Raw genomic sequence first — 20,477 nt, forward strand, 5'->3', positions numbered from 1 at the left:
TCGGAGCACCCGCCATGTACAACGCAAACCGACCCGCCCGCGACCAACTGCCGACCACCTCGGAGTTGCTGAAATCCACCGGCGTCGCCGCCGTCGTCGCCGGCGTCATTCTCGTGACCGTCGTCCTCCCGGCGGAATACGGCGTCGACCCCACCCGCGTCGGCTCGCTCTTCGGTCTGACCGAGATGGGCCAGATGAAGCGACAGCTCGCGCTTGAGGCGGAAGCTGACGCAGCCGCTGACGCTCGCGCGGAACCAACATCACCCGCTCAGGCGCCTGCAGCGCCGACGGCCGCCGCAGCGCCCGCTGCAGAGGTCCCGCAGCAAGTCGTACCGGCCGGGCGCACGGACGAGACGGTGATCGAGCTGGCTCCGAACCAGGGCGCCGAACTGAAGCTTTCGATGGAGGAAGGCGCGACCGTCCGCTTCACCTGGACGAGCAGCGGCGGCCCGGTGAACTACGACACCCACGCCGACCGTCCGGGCGTCCGCTATCACGGCTATGAGAAAGGCACCCTGCAGACCCAGACGGGCGAACTGACCGCGGCGTTCACCGGGGCCCATGGCTGGTTCTGGCGCAACCGCACCGGCCAGCCGGTCACCATCACCCTTCGGACCGAGGGCCCCTACACCGAGATCAAGCGGGTGGTCTGACCCCGTTTGACGGCCGGTCGGGGCGACCCGACCGGTCAGCGGCGGGGCGCGTCCTGCTTGTGTCCCGCCGCACCTTCGGGCTCTGGCCACCGTGGGTGATCCTCATCGATGACTACCGGATGGGCATGACCCGTCCGCGCATCCGCATCCATGAGGTGCGGATGGTCCGACGGCAGGTCCGGATGGCCGTGCGGCAGATTGAGAGGATCCTGTCGCGGCCAGATCATCACCGCCAGCACGGTTCCAGCGCCGCAAAGTCCCGCCAACACCAGGAAAGCCGCCCGCGGATCCGCTTCGGCCGAAACAAGCCCGGCGACCGGGTAGGCGACAAGCCAGCAGGCATGCGACAGAGCGAATTGGGCGGCGAACAGGGCCGGTCGGTCGTCAGAGTTGGACGATCGCCGCAGCGCCCGCCCGGCCGGCGTGATGGTCAGGGAGTAGCCGAATCCCATCACCAGCCAGAGGACGAGGAGTGCGGGATAGCTGGTGGCCCACGCGGCGCCCGCGAGGAGAACGAGCGTCATCGTCCCCGCCCCCAGAAGCATCGCCAGACGGTCGGGCGCCCGTTCAAGAAGTCGGGGGAGAGACAGAGCGGCTGTCATTGATCCGAGCCCAAACGTCGCGAGCGCCCAGGCCGTGGCCTGCTGCCCGAGGGCGAAGTTCGACTGCACCAGAACGACGGTGTTGACGAACACCATGGCGCCCCCGGCCGCGGTTGCCAGGCTGACGGCGAGGAGCCCCCGGAGCCGGGGCGTGAGCGCGAACAACCTCAGGCCTCCGGTCAACCGGCGCATGAAGGGGAGCGGTGTCTTGGCGCCGGTCTTGGGAAGTCGGGCCGAGACGACGGAGCCTGCGGAGATCACGAAGCCGATCGCCGTTGCGACGAACAGATTGTTGTAGCTGATCACCGCCAGCAAGACGGCGGCCAACATCGGGCTTGCCACGCTTTCCAGGTCGGCAGCGAGACGAGAGAGCGACAGGGCCTTGGTGTACTCTCCTTCGTCCTCGAGGAGGTCCGGGATCATCGACTGGAAGGCCGGCGTGAAAGCGGCCGACGCCACATAGAGCACGGCCATCAGGGCGTAGACCTGCCACGCCGCTGCGACGAAGGGGAGGACTGCGGCGACACCGGCGCGAACGACGTCGAGACTGACGAGGAGCGTCTTCCTGGGCAGGCGCGCCGCGAGCGCGCTGGCGAAGGGCGCCACGCCGATATAGGCGATCATCTTGATCGAAAGGACCGCGCCGAGAATCTCTCCCGCCCCGGCGCCGGCGATGTCATGCGCGAGCAGGCCGAGCGCGACGGTCGCCATACCGGTCCCCAGCAGGGCTCCGACCTGAGCGATGAAGAGGTTGCGATAGGCGGGAAAGCGTAGTGGTGAAAACATCGGAAGGCTTCGGCTCCGGTCCAGCCGTCACCCTACAGCCATAACCCCCCGGGGGTATATAGGCAGCGCTCTCAGATCGGGATCGCAGTGGTGTACTTCACTTGGCTCAGGGCGAAGTGTGAGGATGCCGTGTCGACGTTCGGATGATTGAGCAGGTCTCCCATCAGGAACCGCTCATAGCCGGCGACATCGGTTGCGACGACACGCAGAAGATAGTCCCAGTCTCCCGACATGGAGTGCGCCTCCATCACGTCCGCCCGGGTGAGGAGATAGTCCTCGAAGGCCCGGCGATCGTCAGGCGCGTGCGAGCGCATCCGGACCTGACACATCACATTGACGCCTCGCCCCACACTCGCCGCATCGACCAACCGGACCACGCCGGTGAGGACCTCCGCGTCTTCCAACGCCTTGATCCGTCGCCAGCATGATGCGGTGGAGGCGCCGACCCGCTCCGCCAGAGCGGCATGGCTCAAGCCGCCGTCGGCCTGGAGTGCGCGAAGAATACGACGATCCGTGTCGTCGAGCCGAACCGGTTTCATGATCATACCCGTTCTGAAACGAATTGATCGGACATACCGGATGAGCGCCGATCATTGAAAGGCATTGATCGGCGAAGGGGATTATTTTGGTCATCCTCTCGCCCGTCTGGGCGACCCCGGCCAGGAGCCCGTCATGACCATTACGCCCGACAACCCCATCGGCCTCGACGGCTTCGAGTTCGTCGAGTTCACCAGCCCGGACCCCGACGCGATGAGGGCGCTGATCGAACGTCTCGGGTTCGTCCCGACCCATCACCATCCGAGCAAAGCCGTCACCCGCTACAAGCAGGGTCGGACGAACCTGCTCGTCAACAGCGAGCCGGCCGGACAGGCGGCCGACTTCAGGGCCCTGCACGGACCGTCGGCGAACGGCATGGCGTTTCGGGTCGCGGACGCCGATCAGGCCTACACTCTCGCACTGAGCCGCGGCGCGCTTCCGGCCGACGCCGGCGCGGGCGCACTCGGCCCGGACGCGAAGGTGCTCCAGGGCATCGGTGGCTCCTATCTTTATCTGGTGGACCGGCACGGGGCGGCCGGGTCGCTCTACGACGACTGGAACGAGATCGAGGGTTGGCCGGAAGCCGAGGCCGCCAACAGCGTCGGCTTGGACGTGCTCGATCACCTCACCCACAATGTCCGCCGCGGCGAGATGCGGACCTGGTCGAGCTTCTACAATCGAATCTTCGGCTTCGAGGAGCAGAAGTACTTCAACATCAAGGGGCAGGCCACGAGCCTGATCTCTCAGGCGATGATCGCGCCCGACCGCGCTATTCGGATCCCGTTGAACGAGAGCGAGGACGATCAGTCCCAGATCGAGGAGTTCATCCGGGAGTACAACGGCGAGGGCATCCAGCACCTCGCGATGACCACCGAGGACATCTACGACACCGTCGAGCGCCTGAGGGCGCGCGGGGTCAATCTTCAGGACACGATCGAGACTTACTACGAGCTCGTCGACAAGCGCGTTCCGGGACACGGTGAGGACCTCGAACGCATGCGGCGGAACCGTATCCTGATCGACGGCGATGTCGGCGAGCAGGGTCTGCTGCTGCAGATCTTCACGGAGAACCTGTTCGGCCCGATCTTCTTCGAGATCATCCAGAGGAAGGGCAACGAGGGCTTCGGCAACGGCAACTTCCAGGCCCTGTTCGAATCCATCGAGCTCGACCAGATCCGGCGCGGCGTCATCAAGGTCGACGCCTGACCGGACCTCACGACCGCCTGCGAACGATCGTGGAATCGTTCGCAGGCGGCGTGCTCTGATCGACGGGCCGGCTGACCAGACAGGGTCGACCCGTCGGCTCCAATCAGTGGACCATGAAGCGCACCGTCCCGGTCATCTCATGGCCGTTCCCGCCCTGTGCGGTCCAGGTGAGGGTGTAGTTGCCCGCCGCGAGGCGCGGCAGGGCCACCGACGCGCGCGCCGCCGCGGCGGCGGCCGGGACGGTGACGGAGATCGCCGCGCCACGCGCCGGGGCGATGGACACGGTCTTCAACTGCATGGGATGCGGGAAGGTGGCCGTGAAGCGGTCCGGCGTTCCGGACAGCATCGCACCGTCGGCGGGAGTGGTGACGACGCCGGACGGCTGGGCAGGCTGCTGCATCGCGCCGTGACCGGCATGAGCATTCTGTGCGGCGGCGGGAAGCGCGATGAGGCTGAGCGCCGCGGCGATCGTAGCGAGGGTCTTCATGGTCTTGGTCTCCTTTAGAACCAGGCGCGCAGGCCGATCACGGCCCGGACGTCGTCCGGGTCGCGGCCGTCTGCGCGAGTGAAATCCGCGGTTCCCCCCAGGTCGCGGCCCCATTCCACGCCGATGTACGGCGCGAACTCTTTGCGGACCTCGTAGCGAAGCCGGAGCCCGGCCGAGACGTGGCTGAGCCCCGAGCCCATGCCGAGTTCCGGGATGTCGGAGGCGGACGCCTCGATCTCGACGCGCGGTTGCAGGATCAGCCTCTGGGTGATGCGTTGGTCGTACTCCGCCTCAACCCGCGCCGTCAGGTCCCCTTCCGTCGACAGGAAAGCGGCCGCGTCGACTTCCCACCAATGTGGCGCGAGGCCCTGGAGGCCGAGGACCAGATGGGTCGTGTCGTCACCCTCTGAGCGGAAGTCCTGACGGATACCGGCCTGGACATCCCAGAAAGGCCGCACGGCGCGGCTGTACAGCGCCTGGACCTCACCCTCGACCTCGCCCTCGAGGTCGGTTTCACCCTCGGACTTCCACCAGAACCGATTGATGTCGCCGCCGGACCAGCCGTTGAGGTCCCAGACCAGGCTCTCCTCGCCGTCCGAGCTGCCGTACTCAAGACGCTCGACCACGACAGCGGACGTCTTCATCGCGCCGTTCTCCTCGATCAGCAGAGCCCGCGACGCATCCATGGCGGCGGCTCCCCAGACGAGATCGGCCGCGTGCGTCGGTCCGGCGAGGGCGCCGGCGGGTGTAGGCTCCTGAGGCGGACGGCCCGGGTTGTTGGCGCTCGTCGGGACGTCCGGCGCGCCCCCGCTCATCCCGGTCATGTCGTGACCCGCGTGCGGATCTTCGGCCGCTGGCATGACGTGTCCGGCGTGAGGATCGGCCTGGGTCGCCGGCGGGTCTCCATCGATCGGCGACGCCATCGGCATGGCGTGGCCGGTATGCGGGTCGCCCGGTGCGGACGACGGAGGCGGAGACGCCGGCTGAGGCATGGGCATCGTGTGACCGGCGTGGGGGTCCGCCGCTGGAGCGGGCCGAGGGCTCGCCGGAGCATGACCTGCGTGCGAATCCTGCGCGGGCGTAGCCGACGGCCGGGGCGCGGGCGGACGGGCCGGAGCGGCAGGACGGGTGGGCGTGCTCACAGCGGGCGGCATCGCATGGCCACTGTGATCCTGGGCGATCGCCGCGCCGGATGCCGCCATCAATGGAAGCAGACAGATCGTCAGCCGGATCATCGGGCGTCTCCATCGAGCGGACGGACCGTGACGACGTTGAACATCCCGGCGTGCATGTGCATCAGCATGTGGCAGTGGAAGGCCCAGTCGCCCGGCGCATCGGCGGTCAGGTCGAAGGTCGCCTTGCCGCCCGGCATCACATTGACCGTGTGCTTCAGCGGCTGGTGGCCCTCCGGCCCGCCGGTGACCAGTTCGAAGAAATGGCCGTGCAGGTGGATCGGGTGAGACATCATCGTGTCGTTCACCAGAGTGACCCGGACGCGCTCGTTGCGCTCGAAGCGGATCGGCTCGACCAGCTCGGAAAACTTCCGGCCGTCGAAGCCCCACATGAACCTTTCCATGTTGCCCGTGAGGTGAATTTCCATCGTTCTCGACGGGGGGCGCTGGTCCTTGTTCGGCGTGAGCGACACAAGGTCGGTGTAGACCAGCACCCGGTGCGAGACCTCTTCCAGCCCGAGCGGTCGATCCCCCAGACGGGACACCGGCATCGGCGCCACCATGTCGACACCGACCCCCACGGCCATATTCGGCGGCGCATTGTTCGGGTCGCGCATGTCGTGGGACATGCCCGCCATTCCGCCATCCTGCGCGGATCCATGTCCCATGGCGGAATGGTCCATTCCGGCCATGCCCGAGTTGGCGTTCCCGGAGGACGCCATCGCTCCGTGGTCCATCCCCTCCATGCCGCCCATGGACCCCATGCCCATGTCCCGCATGGTCAGCGTCGGCGTCTCGCGGAGCGGAGGAACCTCGGCGGTCATACCCAGTCGCGGAGCCAGGGTGGCCCGCCCCATGCCGGACCGGTCGATCGACTCGGTGACGATGGTGAAGGCGCGATCCTCGGTCGGCTGGACGATGACGTCGTAGGTCTCGGCCACGGAGATCTGGAACTCGTCCACCTCGACGGGGCGCACATTCTCTCCGTCGGCGTTGACCACCGTCATCGCAAGCCCGGGAATACGCACGTTGAAAATCGACATCGCCGAGGCATTGATGATCCGCAGGCGGACCCGCTCACCGGGGCGGAACAGGCCCGTCCAGTTCTCCTGGGGGCCGTGGCCGTTGATGAGATAGGTGTAGGTCTCGCCGGTGACATCGGCGATGTCGCGGGGATCCATCCGCATGGCCCCCCACATTCGCCGCTCCTCCAGGCTCATGCCGTCCTCGCCGGACAGCAGGCCGGACAGGGTCGTTCGGGACCGGTTGAAATACCCTGGGCTCTTCTTGAGCTTCTCCAGGATTTCGTGCGGATGCATGAAGCTCCAGTCCGACAGCACCAGCACATGTTCGCGGTCATAGGCGACCGGATCGGCGCCGGCGGGATCGATGACGATCGGACCGTAGTGGCCCATCGCTTCCTGAAGACCGGAGTGGGAGTGGTACCAGTAGGTGCCCGACTGGATGATCGGGAACTCATAGACGAAGGTCTCTCGAGGGCGGATGCCGGGGAAGCTGATCCCCGGCACGCCGTCCATCTGGAACGGCAGCAGCAGTCCATGCCAGTGGATCGAGGTGTCCTCATCCAGGGTGTTGGTCACCGACAGTCGGGCGTTCTGGCCTTCCCGCAAGCGCAGGATCGGGGCCGGAAGCGTGCCGTTGATCGTCACAGCGTGACCGGTCCGGCCGCCGACGGTGAAGGGTGAGTGCCCGATCGTGAGATCGATATTGGGACCCTGCAGCGTCGGCCCAGCGGCGCGAATGCCGGGCGACCCCGTCTGGGCCCATGCGGGAAGAAGACCCTGGGCGCCGAGAAGGCCGCCCGTAGCGATGGCGCCCCGCAGGAGGGCCCGACGATCAAAGGAAGGGAAGGACATATGGCGGCGGACACCTGACGAAGGCCGGGCATGGGGAGGCGCCCGTTTGGGGGATGACTTGAATACGCGGCTGGATCAGGCCGCCCTCGCTTTCTTCGAGGTTTTTCTCGCTCAGCCCGGCAGGTCGCCAACCGCAGCGGCCAGCTTGCGACGGGCGCGGGCGATCCGGGTTTCGACCGTCTTGACGCTGACGCCGAGAATGGCGGCGATGTCCCCCTGGGAGCGCCCTTCCATGACCGACAGCAGAAGGGGAGCCTTGAGGCCGTCCGGGAGCCGGCCGATGGCGCCATCGACGAGGGCAAGCCGACGCCTGTCGTCGATCCGGGCTTCCGCCAGGGGAGCAGGTTCAGGCAGGTCGGCGACCTCGCGGTCCTCGAGCCCCGTCATGCCGGAAATGATCCGCCGCACCGTCCTCTTCCGGGCCCAATCCCGGCACTTGTTGACGGCGATCGTCCGCAGCCATGCCTCGAACGGCCGGGAAGGGTCATAGCGCCCGATGGCGAGCCACGCCGCGGTATAGGTTTCCTGCAGCAGATCGTGCGCCTCGCTCTCCTCCCCGACATAGCGGCGGATAAAGCGATGCAGATCTCCCATGGTCGAGGCCATGAGAGCGGAAAAGGCGGCGCGGTCTCCACGCGCCGCGCGGGATTCATCGCTGTCCGGCGACGACACCGAACCTACCGGGCGTCTTGCAGCAGGGCGTCCGCGACAGCCGCGTCAAAGGCGCGGCCCTGCTCCGCAGTCAGGACAGAGCGCATTTCGAAGGCGTGAGCGATGGTCGCCTTCTGCAGGGCCCCCATCGCATCGTGGAATTCATCGACGGAGGCCTGGACCGCGGGGCTGTTGCCCTCGTTGGCCGCGATGGCGTCCGCCAGTCTTCGATTGGCCTGCAACAACTGCGCTTCGAGCGGAGCCCGGCGGACCGCGAAACTGCGCTCGATCTCGTCAATCCGCGTGGTCTGCTCGGGGGTCAGGTCCAGCCGGCGATGGACGATCTCGTGAAGCGAAGGCGCCTCATGACGATTCGCTGTCCAGGTCACACCGGCCCAGGCTCCGGCGCCACTCGCCAGGGCGGCGAGCAAGACGGTCACCGCGATGGATTTCCAGCGCGCGCTCATCCGCCGATCTCCGCGCTTGTCAGGGCCGCGAGCCCGACCGTCGGATGGAACAGCGCCGCATCCGTAGAGTGGGCGGGAGCCGAGGGGATGAGCCACTGACTGTTCGCGATACCGGTCACAAGGGCTACGGCCACGATCGCGACACGCAACTTCTCTGTCCGACGGCGCTCGTAGCGCTCGGCGACACGGCGCCAGACACCGGCTTCGAGCGCCTCCAGCGACGGCCCTGGATCGTGGTCGACAGACCCGACAATCAACTGATCGAGTTCCTTCATCATTCGTCTCGCGTCACGCCCCCAGGGTTGATTACGCGGCGCGATCCCGTTCCCCTCGGGGAGGGATGTCGCGCCGTTCGGTGTAGTACTCACATGGCCATGGGCGGAGGCAAGGTGCCGAGCAGAGCCACGAGAGCCAGGATCAGCCCGCCGCACACGAACTCGACCAGCAGGCTGCGCCGAAGGTGCGTGAGCGCATGCGCCGAGCGCGCCTCCATCTGCGGCGCCAGTTGGAAGCGGTGGAGCGCAGCCAGCGCCAACATCAAGAGGAAGAGGCCCAGCTTCAGGATCAGCAGGCCGCCGTACAGGCTTTGCGGAAGTTGAAGGACCCTCGACGGGCCGACGAGGAAGGCGGTGTTGACGAGACCGGTCGCGACGAGGATCGCCACCGCGACCGTTCCGGAGCCCGCGAAGCCCGTCAGCATCGCTGCCGCACGAGCCTCTTCCTCTGAGCCGGGCTCGATGGGCCGAAAGGCGAGCCACAGGAAGGCCGCCAACGCGCCGATCCAGAATGCGGCTGCGGCCGCGTGAACGGCGGTTGACCCCTGATGGATGAACCTGCCGACGCCCTCCGTGGCCGCCCCATGCCCCGTCCATGCGAGGGTCACGACCGAGACCAACCCCAGCAGAACCGCCGGGAACCAGAAGCCACGCCCCTTGAGCCTGAACGCAAACAGGAGGCCTTCGGCGAGCGCCGCCACCCATCGGACCGCCAGCGCGACGCCCAGACCCATGCCGGTCACGACGACCAGCAGGGCCTGGGGATCGAGTGCGCCGGACCAAGACCCCGCCATCAGGGCCGTCTGGGCGAGGATCGCGATCGGTACGACGACGACCATCGCCCCCGTTGCCCACCCGACCTGCGCCCGAAGTCCCTGCAGCGCCCTCTCATCGAGGTGAGGCCGGTTCAGAAGGACGAAGGCGGGCAATCCGAACGTCAGGCTGATCAGTGCGTACTGAACGCCCCTCAAGGCGATGACGGCGAGCTCGATCATCTCACCGGACAGTGAAGTTGAACGAGCCGGTCATGCGGTGTCCATCGCCGGACGCGATCCGCCAGTTCACGGTGTAGGCGCCGGCGGCAAGCGGGCGGGCAGGCGTTCCGGTGAGGGTCTTGCCGTCCTGGCTGACTGCCGTGCGGAGCTCGGTGGCAGCGCCCTGGGCGTTCACCAGTTCGAGACCGGAGAAGGCCGGCACCGAGCGCTCGCTGAACGTCAGGACGATCGCGCGCGGCGCCGCCACCGTCGCGTTGGCCGCAGGATTGGAAGAGACGAGGCGCGAATGGGCGACAGCGACCTGTGGGGCGGCGACCGCCAGCAAGGCCGAGATGGCGACGGGGACGAGGAAACGGGACATTGGGTCACTCCAGTGGTGTCGATGGAGTTACGCGCGTCGCGGGGTTCGCCCTCGCCGGTCGGGATCATTTCACAGGCGGGATCTCAGATGGCCGACCGCGCCGATCGCCGGATCGAGGCGCTCGAGGGCCTGTTGCGGGTCTTCGAGATCAGCCAGGATCGGGCAATCCGGCCGATCGTCGCCCGAGCAGCAATCGACGAGGGTCTGCAAGGTGTCAGCCATCTCCTGCAGGCTGGCGATGCGCGCATTGAGCTCGCCGATATGCACCGACGCGATCCGCTTCACGTCCGCGCTCTGCCGCGAGCGGTCGCCCCACAGACCGAGCAGATCCGTGATCTCGGACACCGAAAAGCCGAGGTCACGCGAGCGACGGATGAACCGAAGCCGGTGCACGTCCTGGACGGAGTAGTCCCGATAGCCCGAGTCCTTGCGATCCGCCGGCGGAATGAGACCCGTCTGCTCGTAGTAGCGGATCATCTTCGCCGAGACGCCCGAGACCCGGGCCGCATCACCAATGTTCATATCCCGAGCTCCCTCACCCCATTCGATCGGCGGTCAAGCCGGAAGGCCCGTCGCCCGGCGCCCTGAAGCCGCGCAGCCGAAGCGCGTTGCCGAGAACAAAGACGCTCGACAGCGCCATGGCCCCCGCAGCGAACACCGGAGACAGCAGAACGCCGAAGGCTGGATAGAGCACCCCCGCCGCCACCGGAATCAAGGCGGTATTGTAGGCGAAGGCCCAGAAGAGGTTCTGGCGGATGTTGCCGATCGTGGCCCGGGACAGGGCGATGGCGGTCGCCACTCCCTTGAGGCTGCCGGACATGAGAACCACGTCGGCCGCCTCGATGGCGATGTCCGTCCCGGTGCCCACCGCAAGCCCGACATCCGCTTCGGCAAGGGCCGGCGCGTCGTTGATGCCATCGCCGACGAAAGCCAGCCGGCCGTACTGCGCCTTGAGCCGTTTGATCGCCTCGACCTTGCCGTCCGGAAGGACTTCGGCGACGACCTCGTCGATCCCCAGCTGGCGGGCGATCGCATGGGCCGTGCGACGGTTGTCGCCGGTGATCATCGCCACCTTCAAGCCCAGGCCGTGAAGTGCGGCGATCGCAGCCGGCGTCGTCGCCTTGATCGGATCCGCCACCGCGAGAATGGCGGCGAGCCGGCCGCCGACGGCCGCGTATAGCGGCGTCTTGCCTTCATCCCCCATCCGGCCTGCGGCAGGAGCGAAGACGCCGACATCCAGGCCGAGCTGTCCCATGTATCGATCCGAACCGACGTTGACGGCGACGTCGCCGATCCGCGCCTTGACGCCCAGACCGGTCTCGGATTCGAAGCTCGTCACCAGGCCCAGCGAAAGGCCCTTTGCGTCGGCCGCCTCCACGATAGCCCGGGCGATCGGGTGTTCGGAGCGGCTTTCCACCGCCGCCACCAGCGCGAGCACCTCATCCCTGTCGAACCCCGGCTCGATCTGGAGATCGGTCAGTGCGGGGCGGCCTTCAGTGAGCGTCCCTGTCTTGTCGACCGCCACGACGCGTGCGTCTCGAAGGAGCTGAAGCGCCTCGCCCTTGCGGAAGAGGACGCCCAGTTCAGCGCCTCGGCCGGTCCCCACCATGATGGAGGTAGGCGTGGCCAGCCCCATGGCGCAGGGGCAGGCGATGATCAGCACCGCGACGGCGTTGACCAGGGCGAAGGTGAGAGCGGGCGAGGGCCCGAACACGAGCCAGGCTCCGAAGGTCAGCGCGGCCAGGGCCATCACGGCCGGGACGAACCACATGGTCACCTTGTCCACCAGCGCCTGGATCGGCAGCTTGGAGCCCTGGGCCTGTTCGACCATGCGGATGATCTGGGACAGCATCGTCGCGCCGCCGACCGCTGTGGCCCGGAACAGCAAAGCCCCCTTCTGATTGATCGTGCCACCGACCACGTCGGCCTCGCTGGTCTTCAGGACCGGCACGGGCTCGCCGGTGATCATCGATTCATCGACATAGCTTTCGCCGTCGACCACGACGCCATCGACGGGGATTCGTTCGCCGGGACGGACCTCGATGAGGTCGCCGGTCACCACCTCGGCGATGGCGATCTCCACCACCGCGCCGTCGCGTCGCACGCGGGCTGTCTTGGCCTGAAGCCCGACGAGGCGCTTGATGGCCTCGGACGTCCGCCCCTTCGCCTGCGCTTCAAGGAAGCGGCCCAGGAGAATGAGGGTCACGATCACCGCCGCGGCCTCGAAGTAGACGTTGACTGAACCCGCAGGCAGCAGGGCCGGCGCGAAGGTGGCGACGAGAGAGTAGGCGTAAGCCGCCAGGGTCCCGACCGCGACCAGGGAGTTCATGTCGGGCGCCAGACGGCCGAGGGCCGGAAGCCCTTTCTTGTAGAAGCGCAGGCCCGGCCCGAGCAGAACGAGGCTGGTGAGGAAGAACTGCAGATACCAGCTCGTCTGCATGCCGATCGTCCGGGCGATCAGGGCATGGGCGCCCGGCACGAGGTGGGAACCCATCTCGAGCAGGAAGACGGGTGCGGAGAGGACCGCCGCCAGCAGAAGGTCGCGCTTGAGCGCCAGGCGCTCGGCCTCCTTGCGGTCCTGGGCCTCATCGTCGGCGTCTGACGACGCGCCCTGGATCGGGCGTGCCGAGTATCCCGCTGCCTCAACGGCCGCGATCAACGACGATGTGTCTGCGGACCCTCGGATCGTTGCGCGCTCCGTGGCGAGATTGACGGTCGCCTCGCTCACGCCCGCGACCGCGCGCAGCGCCTTCTCCACGCGACCGACACACGACGCGCAGGTCATGCCTTCGACGGCCAGTTCGATCTCAGTCGCCGGAACGTCGTAACCGGCCGACTGAACGGCGGCGACGAGACGGGCGCCATCGACAGTACCGCGTGTTTTGATCTCCGCGCGCTCGGTCGCGAGGTTGACGCTGACGGACTCGACGCCTTCGACCTTCCCGAGCGCGCGTTCGACGCGGCCCACACACGAGGCGCACGTCATGCCCTCGATTGGTAGGGACAGGGGAGTCAGCCGGAATTCGGCGGGGGAAACGGGGGCGTTCATGCAAGTCCTCGCGCATGGCGTTGGTCTGTGCCTGACGATGTGCACCTTCCCATCATTGGAAGGTCAATAGGCCTTCGAAGCGAATTTTCTCGCTTGACCTTCCAATGGTGGGAAGCCGCACACCCGTCTCAACTCAATGGACAGAAAGGACCGTCCCATGAAGTTCCAGATTGAAAACATGACGTGCGGCTCGTGCGTGCGGCACGTCAAAGCCGCCATCGAAGGCGTCGATCCCGACGCCACCGTCGAGGCCGATACCGTAGCGCGCCAGATCACCGTTTCGACCACCGCCGACACCTCGGCGATCGTCGAGGCGCTGGCCGGCGACGGCTACACCGCCCAGTCGCTCTAGGAGATCGCCATGCGCATTCTTCCCGCGATGGTCTTGGTCGCCGTCGTCGGCGGCGTCCTTTTCGTCGCCTCAACCCAGTTCAGACAAGGAGGCGATGCCGTCGCCATGGACCACACCGCGCATACTCAGGCCGCCGCTCGCTCGAGCGATCCTGTGATCTCCGCCTACCAGGCAGCCAATGACCGCATGCACGCCGACATGGCGATCGAGTTCACGGGCGACGCCGACAAGGACTTCATGCGCGGCATGATCCCCCACCACCAGGGTGCGATCGACATGGCGCGGGTGGCTCTGGAGCACGGATCCGATCCCAAAGTCCGGGAGTTGGCGCGCCAGGTGATCACCGCCCAGGAGGCGGAGATCGCCATGATGCAGACCTGGCTGGCCAAGAACGGGTCCTGAGCGCGCCCGAGACGCGCATCGGACGGGCCTTCCCCCCCCTGTCAGCCTGTCCCACCTGGAGGCGCGCCGCATGTCGGCGCGCCTTTTTCTTTGCCGGGGTAGTCCTCAGTCCTCATGCTCTTCGGAGATGTGGTGGACCATGTCCGTCAGCACATCGCTGACGTGATCGTCCGCCACTTCGTAGAAGATCTGCCTCGACTTCCGTTCTCCCCGCATCAGGCGCGCGCCGCGCATGAGGCGCAGGTGGTGGCTGACGAGCGTTTGGGAGAGGTCCAGGCTCTCGGCGATGTCCCCGACCGAGCGCGGCCCGCCCAGGCAGAACATCAGGATCCGCAGACGCGTCGGATCGCCCAGCAATTTGAAGGTTTCCGCGAGCATGGTCAGCTGTCCGGGCAGCAGAGCGTTCAACTCGAGCGGCGCGGGCGCCGGATCAGGGGCGGACATTTCTCAGACTCGGGCCAGACATGTGCGATACATGACCATGTATTCATACATGGCGCCCCCGGGGCCTGCAAAGTTGACGGACGGAGGGACGACGGCTCTCGCCCCTCCGCTGATCGTCGGCCGGCCAGCGTCCGCTACCCGGCCTCACCGATCTTCGTCCAGCCGCCTCCGAGCGCCTTGTACAGGGTGACCTGATTGCTCAGCCGTGCGAGCCGTGTCCGGATCAGGGATTGCTCCGCTCCGTACAGCGACCGTTGAGCGTCGAGGACGGCGAGATAGCTGTCCTCGCCTGCCTCGTAGCGTCGCATCGCGAGGTCATGGGCCTCGTGGCTCGCCGCGACCCGCAGGATCTCGACGGCGATCTGTTCGTCGAAAGTCGCCTGTCCGGCGAGACCATCCGAGACCTCCCGGAAGGCGACCTGGATCGTCCGCTCATAGCGCGCCACCTCGATCTGCTTCAGGAGCTCGCTCCGATCGAGGCTGGCCCTAAGCGCCCCGCCGTTGAAGAGGGGAAGAGCGATCCGCGGAGCGAAGCTCCAGGCCCCCGTGCCCGAGGCGAAGAGGTCGTCGAGCGAGCTGCTCGCCGTGCCGCCTGAACCGGTGAGCGTCAGGCTGGGGAAGAAGGCGGCGCGGGCTGCGCCGATGCCGGCGTTCGCCGCCAGCAGGTCCTGCTCGGCCGCCCGGACATCAGGGCGTCGCTCAAGCAAGCTGGACGGCGCGCCTGCCGGAAGCCGCCCCACGCCTAGATCGTCAGGCAGTGCGCCAGCGTCACCAAGGGCGGAAGACAGCTCCTGGCTAAGGGGGGCGCCCAGCAGCAGCACGAGCGCATTTCGGTCCTGGGCGGCGCGGCGACCGTAGAGCGACCGATCGGACTCCGCGGCGCGAAGAGCGATCTCGGCCTGGCGCAGGTCGAGGCCGCCTGCCTGACCGGCGTCGACGAGTTCGCGCGTGAGGTCCACCGAGCGCTGTTGCGCCCTGACGGTCTCATCGGCCAGTCGCAAGGTCGCCTGATCGGCGCGCAGGGTCAGATAGGCATTGGCGACCTCGGCCACGAGGGACAGTTCGGCGCCCTGACGCGCTTCCTCGCGAGACAGATAGTCGGCGAGCGCCTGGGCGTTCAGGCTTCGAACGCGCCCCCAGAGATCGACCTCCCACGCGGTCGCCGCGACGGAGGCCGAATAGGCGCGGGCGATCTCGGGCGCGCCCGGGGCCAGGAGCGCCTCGGGCGTGCGCTGGGCGGTCGAGGCCGCCACCGCGTCAAGACGAGGCAGAAGCTCGGCCCGCTGAATCCTGTAGGCGGCCCGCGCCGTCTCGACGTTCAGGGCGGCGATCCGAAGATCGCGATTGTTCTCCAGCGCGGTGGCGATCAGCGCCTGCAGAACCGGGTCCGGGAACATTTCCCGCCAACCGATGTCAGCGGCGGCGCGGTCGTCAGTGGGGGATCCGGACGGCTCGGCGCCGGTCGGATACTGCGCGGCCACCGGTAGGCCCGGACGGTCGTAGGCGGGCATCATGGTGCAGGCGCCGAGCGTCGTCAGGACAGCGACAGCGACGACCGCACGAGAGGTCGGGGCAGAAAGGAAGGACATGACGTCTCCTCAAAAAGATCTGGGTTGAGGCGTCGCGCCCCCCGCTGCACCCGGCAGCAGGGGCGCGCGCCGTTCAGTCCGCGATGGAGCCGGCCGCCGGAGCAGGCGGGGACGACCGCGCGGTCCGACGCAGTTCGAAGCGGCGGATCATCACGTAGAAGACGGGTGTCAGCAGCAGACCGAACAGGGTCACGCCGATCATCCCCGCGAACACCGCCACGCCCATGGCGTGCCGCATCTCCGCCCCCGCGCCATGCGCCAGCACCAGCGGGATAACCCCGGCGATGAAGGCGAGCGACGTCATCAGGATTGGACGAAGCCGCAGCTTGGCCGCATCAAGCACGGCGCTGAGCGGGTCGGCGCCTTCCTGCTCTCGGGTTCTTGCGAACTCGACGATCAGGATGGCGTTCTTCGCCGCCAGACCGACCAGGACGACGAAGCCGATCTGGGTGAAGATGTTGTTGTCTCCGCCCGAGACCCAGACGCCGACGATCGCAGACAGCAGGGCAAGCGGTGCGATCAGCAGGACCGCCAGCGGAAGGGACCAGCTGTTGTACTGGGCCGCCAGGATCAGGAAGGCGAGCAGCACCGCCAGAGGGAAGACGTACATGGCGGTATTGCCGCCCTGCTTCTCCTGGTACGTCAGGTCGGTCCACTCATAGGTCATGCCCTCGGGCAGGGTCTCCGCCACGATCCTTTCGATGGCGGCCGTCGCCTGGCCCGAAGAGTAGCCCGGCGCCGGTCCCCCGCTGATGTCGGCGGAAGGGTAGGCGTTGTAGTGCATGACCCGGTCCGGCCCGGTCGTGCGGGTGATGGTCACAAGGGCCGCCAGCGGGATCATCTCCCCGGCGGCATTGCGCACCTTGAGCTGACCGATGTCCTCGACCTGCTCGCGATAGGGCGCATCCGCCTGGACCATGACGCGGTAGGTGCGTCCGAAGCGGTTGAAGTCGTTGACGTAGAGCGAGCCGAGGTTGATCTGCATCGTCTCGAAGATGGCGTTCAGCGGCACGCCCTGGGACTTGGCCTTCACCCGATCGATGTCGATCTGGACCTGAGGCGCGTTGGCCTGGAAGCTGGCCAGCATGTTGGCTAGTTCGGGGGCCTGCATCGCCTTGCCCATGATCTCACCCTGGACGCGCGCCAGGGCGTCATAGCCCAGCCCGGCCCGATCCTCGATCTGGAGCTTGAAGCCGCCGAGCGCGCCCAGCCCGGGAACGGGCGGGGGTGGGAAGACGCCGACGAAGCCGTCCGGAATCTGGCTGAACTGGCCCATCAGCTTGCCGGCGATCGCGTGCGCAGAAAGGTCTGGGGATCCTCGGGCCTCGAAATCGTCCAGCATGATGAACATCAGCGCCGAGTTGGGCAGGTTCGCCCCGCCGTTTGGAGACAGGCCCGGGAAGGCGACCACGCTTTCCACGCCGGGTTCAGCCAGGGCCGCTTCCGACATCTGCTGCACGACGGCCTCAGTCCTTTCCAGAGACGCTCCCGTCGGCAGCTGCGCGATGCCGATGAGGTAGTATTTGTCCTGCATCGGCACGAAGCCGGCCGGCACCTGATTGAAGCCCAGCCAGGTCAGTCCGAGGAACCCGACATAGAGGATCGCGACGATCCCGGTGGCCCGAACCGCCCGGCGGACCCCACCCACGTAGCGGTCCGAGGTGGTGTCGAAGAACCGGTTGAAGCGGCGGAAGAAGCCGCCGAACACCCGGTCGATGATCCGCGTCAGGCGGTCGCGGGGCGCGTCGCCGTGGTGCGGGCGAAGCAGGACCCCTGCCAGCGCAGGCGAGAGCGTCAGGGAGTTGATCGCGGACAGGATCGTGCAGATCGCGATCGTCAGGGCGAACTGGCGATAGAATTCGCCCTGCAGCCCGGACAGGAATGCAGACGGAATGAAGACGGCCGCCAGCACGGATGTGATCGCCAGGATCGGTCCGGTGACCTCGTCCATAGCGGCACGCGCCGCCGCCTTGGGCGACTTGCCCATGGCCAGATGTCGTTCGACGTTCTCGACCACGACGATGGCGTCGTCGACGACGATGCCGATCGAGAGCACCAGGCCGAACAGGGAAAGGGTGTTCAGCGAGAAGCCGAACAGATGCATCAGGGAGAAGGTGCCGACCAACGAGATGGGCACCGCGACCAGCGGGATGATCGAGGCGCGCCAGGACTGCAGGAACAGCACCACCACCAAGACCACCAGAAGCGTCGCCTCCAGCAGCGTCATCGCCACGGACTTGAGCGATGCCCTGACGAAGATCGTCGGATCGTAGGCGATCTCGTATTTGACGCCTTGGGGGAAGTCCGCCTGCAGACGCTCCATCGTCTCCCGAACGGCGTTCGAGACCTCAAGGGCGTTCGCGCCCGGGCTCTGCAGGATTTGCAGGCCGACCGCCGGCTCTCCGTTGAGAAGGCCCCGCATCGTGTAGGCGTCCGCACCCAGCTCCGTGCGTGCGACATCGCGCAGTCGCACGATTTGCCCGTCCGCGCCGGCCTTGATGACGATGTCCCCGAACTGTTCGACCGTCGTCAGTCGGCCCAGCGCGTTGATGGAGGTCTGATAGGCCGCGGCGGCGTTGGGCTGCTGGCCGACGGACCCGGCGGCGACCTGGACGTTCTGTTCGCGGATCGCGGCGACCACGTCACTCGCGGTCAGGCCCAGCGCCGCCACCTTTTCCGGATCCAGCCAGGTCCGCATGGCGTACTCGCCCTCGCCGCCGACCAGCACATTGGCCACGCCCGGCAGCCTGGCCAGCTCGTCCCGAACATTCAGAGCGGCGTAGTTGGAGACGTAGAGCGGGTCGTAGCGAGCGTCCGTGGCGCGCATGTGCACCACCATCAGGATGTCCGGCGACGTCTTCTCGGTGACGACGCCGATCTGCTGCACTTCGGCCGGAAGACGCGGCAGCGCGCGCTGCACCCGGTTCTGGACCTGGATCTGCGCCAGGTCCGGGTCGGTGCCCTGTTTGAACGAGATGCTGATAGACATCCGCCCGTCGCTGGACGCCTGGGAGCTCATGTAGAGCATGTTCTCGACGCCGTTGATCGCCTGCTCCAGCGGAGCCGCCACAGTCTCGGCGATGACGTCGGGCGCGGCCCCGGGATAGGCGGCCGTGACCTGAACGGTGGGCGGGGTGACCGAGGGATACTCGCTGAGCGGCAGGCGCAGCAGCGCCAGGCCGCCGGCGATCAGCATCAGGACGGAGAGGACGACCGCGAAGATCGGGCGATCGACGAAGAAGCGAGGGAATTTCATCGCGCGGCTCCTTCGGGAGCCTGAGCGGCGGGGGCCGGTTGCATCGGACCACGCCGCGGCGTCACCGTCATGCCGGGCCGGACGAGACCCTTGAGAATGACGATGTCCGTCGGCTGAAGGCCGCTCTCGACGACGCGGAGACCATCGATGACCGGACCCAGGGTGACCGGGCGGTACTCGACCTTGTTGCCGGCCCCGACCACGAGCACATAGGTCTGGCCTTGGTCGTTGCCGACGGCCTGATCGTCGATCAATGCGGCCTGGCGCGGCGCGGCCGTGTCGAGCTGGACCCGAGCAAACAGACCGGGAGCCAGTCGGCCGCCCGGATTGGCGAGCACGGCTCGCGCCCTGACAGTGCCCGTGCCTCGATTGACCTGATTGCCCAGGAAATCGAGCGTGCCGACATGGGGATACCCGTCCTCGTTCATTAGACCGATGCGGACCGGAAGGCGCACAGTCGCGCGACCCGACGCGTCCGGACGCGCGCGCGCGACGAAGTCGAGATAGGTCGCCTCGTCGATGTCGAAGTAGACCTGGAGGGTGTCTACCGAGACGATGGTGGTCAGCACGGTCGTACCGGCGGCCACCACATTGCCCTCGGTGACGAGGATCCGATCCACGCGGCCGGTGATGGGCGCCGTGACCCGGGCATAGGAGAGGTCGAGCCGTGCGGCGTTGACCGCGGCGCGCGCCGACTGGACCTGGGCCTGCCGCTCGCGTTGCGCCGTCTGGGCGACCTCAAGAGCTCGCGCCGAAATGGCGCCGTTGGGAGCCAGGCTCTCCGCACGCTGAAGGTCTGCGTCCGCCTGCGCCAGCTGAACTTCTGCCTGACGCAACTGAGCCTGGGCCGCGTCGAGCGCGACCTGGAAGGGACGTGGATCGATCTGGAAGAGCGCCTGGCCCCGCCGCACGATGCCGCCCTCCGGAACACTGACGCGCTGGATCGGACCGCTGACCTGAGAGCGCAGTTCCACCGTCCGGGGCGAGGCGAGATTGCCCGTGAACTCGGCTGCCGGTGCTACCTCGCGGGTGATGACCTGGGCGACGGGAACGGTCGGGGCTCCGGCCGGCGCGGCGGCGCTGGGCGGAGCAGGTTTCTGAAGCACGTAGACAAGGCCGCCTGCGGCCAGGAGGCCGCCAACGGCGATGACCGCTGCCTTCTTGTTGATTCGCATTTGTTTCTGACCCCTCGGAGCCCGTCGAGCCCGGCCCGTGCCGGCGGCGGTTTCCGATCGATCAGCGGGTCGTGCGGCTTCCAACGCTTGTAAGGTCAAGCCTCGAAACGCGGTTACCCGACCGGCTCTCTGAGCCCCGGC

20 protein-coding genes are annotated in these 20,477 nt (G+C 67.3%); 4 read left to right on the top strand and 16 right to left on the bottom strand.

The window, feature by feature from the left end; all coding sequences use genetic code 11:
- Nucleotides 1–14: 14 nt before the first annotated feature.
- On the top strand, nt 15–653 hold the full coding sequence (locus ACODRV_RS05570; RefSeq protein ID WP_333895718.1) for a transmembrane anchor protein: 639 nt from the start codon (nt 15–17) through the stop codon (nt 651–653).
- 35 nt (nt 654–688) lie between these two features.
- Here the strand turns inward: ACODRV_RS05570 and ACODRV_RS05575 are convergent, their stop codons facing one another.
- On the bottom strand, nt 689–2,041 hold the full coding sequence (locus tag ACODRV_RS05575) for an MFS transporter (protein ID WP_333895719.1): 1,353 nt from the start codon (nt 2,039–2,041) through the stop codon (nt 689–691).
- Nucleotides 2,042–2,112: 71 nt separating this feature from the next.
- A complete protein-coding gene (locus ACODRV_RS05580; RefSeq protein WP_488907695.1) occupies nt 2,113–2,580 on the bottom strand; it encodes an Lrp/AsnC family transcriptional regulator in 468 nt (155 codons plus the stop codon).
- Between the two features lie 133 nt (nt 2,581–2,713).
- Here ACODRV_RS05580 and hppD point away from each other — a divergent pair, with 133 nt between their 5' ends.
- Nucleotides 2,714–3,784: a 4-hydroxyphenylpyruvate dioxygenase gene (hppD, locus tag ACODRV_RS05585; protein ID WP_488907755.1), complete on the top strand. Its 1,071-nt coding sequence runs from the start codon at nt 2,714–2,716 to the stop codon at nt 3,782–3,784.
- A 103-nt stretch (nt 3,785–3,887) separates the two neighbouring features.
- Here hppD and ACODRV_RS05590 read toward each other — a convergent pair whose 3' ends face one another.
- The 10 genes from ACODRV_RS05590 to ACODRV_RS05635 all read right to left on the bottom strand — a co-directional run bounded on the left by ACODRV_RS05590 (nt 3,888) and on the right by ACODRV_RS05635 (nt 13,118).
- Nucleotides 3,888–4,271: a copper resistance CopC family protein gene (locus ACODRV_RS05590; RefSeq protein WP_333895721.1), complete on the bottom strand. Its 384-nt coding sequence runs from the start codon at nt 4,269–4,271 to the stop codon at nt 3,888–3,890.
- 14 nt (nt 4,272–4,285) lie between these two features.
- Complete coding sequence (locus tag ACODRV_RS05595; protein ID WP_409615785.1) at nt 4,286–5,131, bottom strand: copper resistance protein B; 846 nt, start codon at nt 5,129–5,131, stop codon at nt 4,286–4,288.
- 371 nt (nt 5,132–5,502) lie between these two features.
- Nucleotides 5,503–7,320: a copper resistance system multicopper oxidase gene (locus tag ACODRV_RS05600; protein ID WP_333895723.1), complete on the bottom strand. Its 1,818-nt coding sequence runs from the start codon at nt 7,318–7,320 to the stop codon at nt 5,503–5,505.
- 111 nt (nt 7,321–7,431) lie between these two features.
- Nucleotides 7,432–7,992, bottom strand: a complete 561-nt coding sequence (locus tag ACODRV_RS05605; protein ID WP_333895724.1) for an RNA polymerase sigma factor — start codon at nt 7,990–7,992, stop codon at nt 7,432–7,434.
- A gap of 5 nt (nt 7,993–7,997) precedes the next feature.
- On the bottom strand, nt 7,998–8,438 hold the full coding sequence (locus ACODRV_RS05610) for a Spy/CpxP family protein refolding chaperone (RefSeq protein ID WP_312404589.1): 441 nt from the start codon (nt 8,436–8,438) through the stop codon (nt 7,998–8,000).
- Nucleotides 8,435–8,713 (bottom strand): hypothetical protein, encoded by a 279-nt coding sequence (locus tag ACODRV_RS05615; RefSeq protein WP_444584330.1) that lies wholly within the window; start codon nt 8,711–8,713, stop codon nt 8,435–8,437. Before ACODRV_RS05615 ends, ACODRV_RS05610 begins: the two co-directional genes overlap by 4 nt.
- A gap of 89 nt (nt 8,714–8,802) precedes the next feature.
- Nucleotides 8,803–9,708 (bottom strand): copper homeostasis membrane protein CopD, encoded by a 906-nt coding sequence (copD, locus tag ACODRV_RS05620; RefSeq protein ID WP_333895726.1) that lies wholly within the window; start codon nt 9,706–9,708, stop codon nt 8,803–8,805.
- 1 nt (nt 9,709) lies between these two features.
- Nucleotides 9,710–10,069, bottom strand: coding sequence for a copper homeostasis periplasmic binding protein CopC (gene copC / locus ACODRV_RS05625; RefSeq protein ID WP_312404597.1), 360 nt, complete (start codon nt 10,067–10,069; stop codon nt 9,710–9,712).
- Nucleotides 10,070–10,138: 69 nt separating this feature from the next.
- Nucleotides 10,139–10,591, bottom strand: a complete 453-nt coding sequence (gene cueR / locus ACODRV_RS05630; RefSeq protein WP_312404598.1) for a Cu(I)-responsive transcriptional regulator — start codon at nt 10,589–10,591, stop codon at nt 10,139–10,141.
- Between the two features lie 13 nt (nt 10,592–10,604).
- A complete protein-coding gene (locus tag ACODRV_RS05635) occupies nt 10,605–13,118 on the bottom strand; it encodes a heavy metal translocating P-type ATPase (RefSeq protein WP_488907756.1) in 2,514 nt (837 codons plus the stop codon).
- Nucleotides 13,119–13,275: 157 nt separating this feature from the next.
- Between ACODRV_RS05635 and ACODRV_RS05640 the strand changes: the two genes are divergently transcribed.
- A complete protein-coding gene (locus tag ACODRV_RS05640) occupies nt 13,276–13,470 on the top strand; it encodes a heavy-metal-associated domain-containing protein (RefSeq protein WP_333895728.1) in 195 nt (64 codons plus the stop codon).
- 9 nt (nt 13,471–13,479) lie between these two features.
- On the top strand, nt 13,480–13,872 hold the full coding sequence (gene copM / locus ACODRV_RS05645) for a CopM family metallochaperone (protein ID WP_333895729.1): 393 nt from the start codon (nt 13,480–13,482) through the stop codon (nt 13,870–13,872).
- 105 nt (nt 13,873–13,977) lie between these two features.
- On the opposite strand, the gene ACODRV_RS05650 is transcribed toward copM, so the two are convergent.
- The 4 genes from ACODRV_RS05650 to ACODRV_RS05665 all read right to left on the bottom strand — a co-directional run bounded on the left by ACODRV_RS05650 (nt 13,978) and on the right by ACODRV_RS05665 (nt 20,336).
- Nucleotides 13,978–14,316: an ArsR/SmtB family transcription factor gene (locus ACODRV_RS05650; RefSeq protein ID WP_333895730.1), complete on the bottom strand. Its 339-nt coding sequence runs from the start codon at nt 14,314–14,316 to the stop codon at nt 13,978–13,980.
- 134 nt (nt 14,317–14,450) lie between these two features.
- Nucleotides 14,451–15,905, bottom strand: coding sequence for an efflux transporter outer membrane subunit (locus ACODRV_RS05655; RefSeq protein WP_488907696.1), 1,455 nt, complete (start codon nt 15,903–15,905; stop codon nt 14,451–14,453).
- Between the two features lie 73 nt (nt 15,906–15,978).
- Entirely contained in the window at nt 15,979–19,161 is a 3,183-nt protein-coding gene (locus ACODRV_RS05660; RefSeq protein WP_488907697.1) for an efflux RND transporter permease subunit, read from the bottom strand.
- A complete protein-coding gene (locus ACODRV_RS05665) occupies nt 19,158–20,336 on the bottom strand; it encodes an efflux RND transporter periplasmic adaptor subunit (protein ID WP_488907698.1) in 1,179 nt (392 codons plus the stop codon). Before ACODRV_RS05665 ends, ACODRV_RS05660 begins: the two co-directional genes overlap by 4 nt.
- Between the last annotated feature and the right edge of the window lie 141 nt (nt 20,337–20,477).

The organism is Brevundimonas sp. FG8 (genome assembly GCF_057808845.1).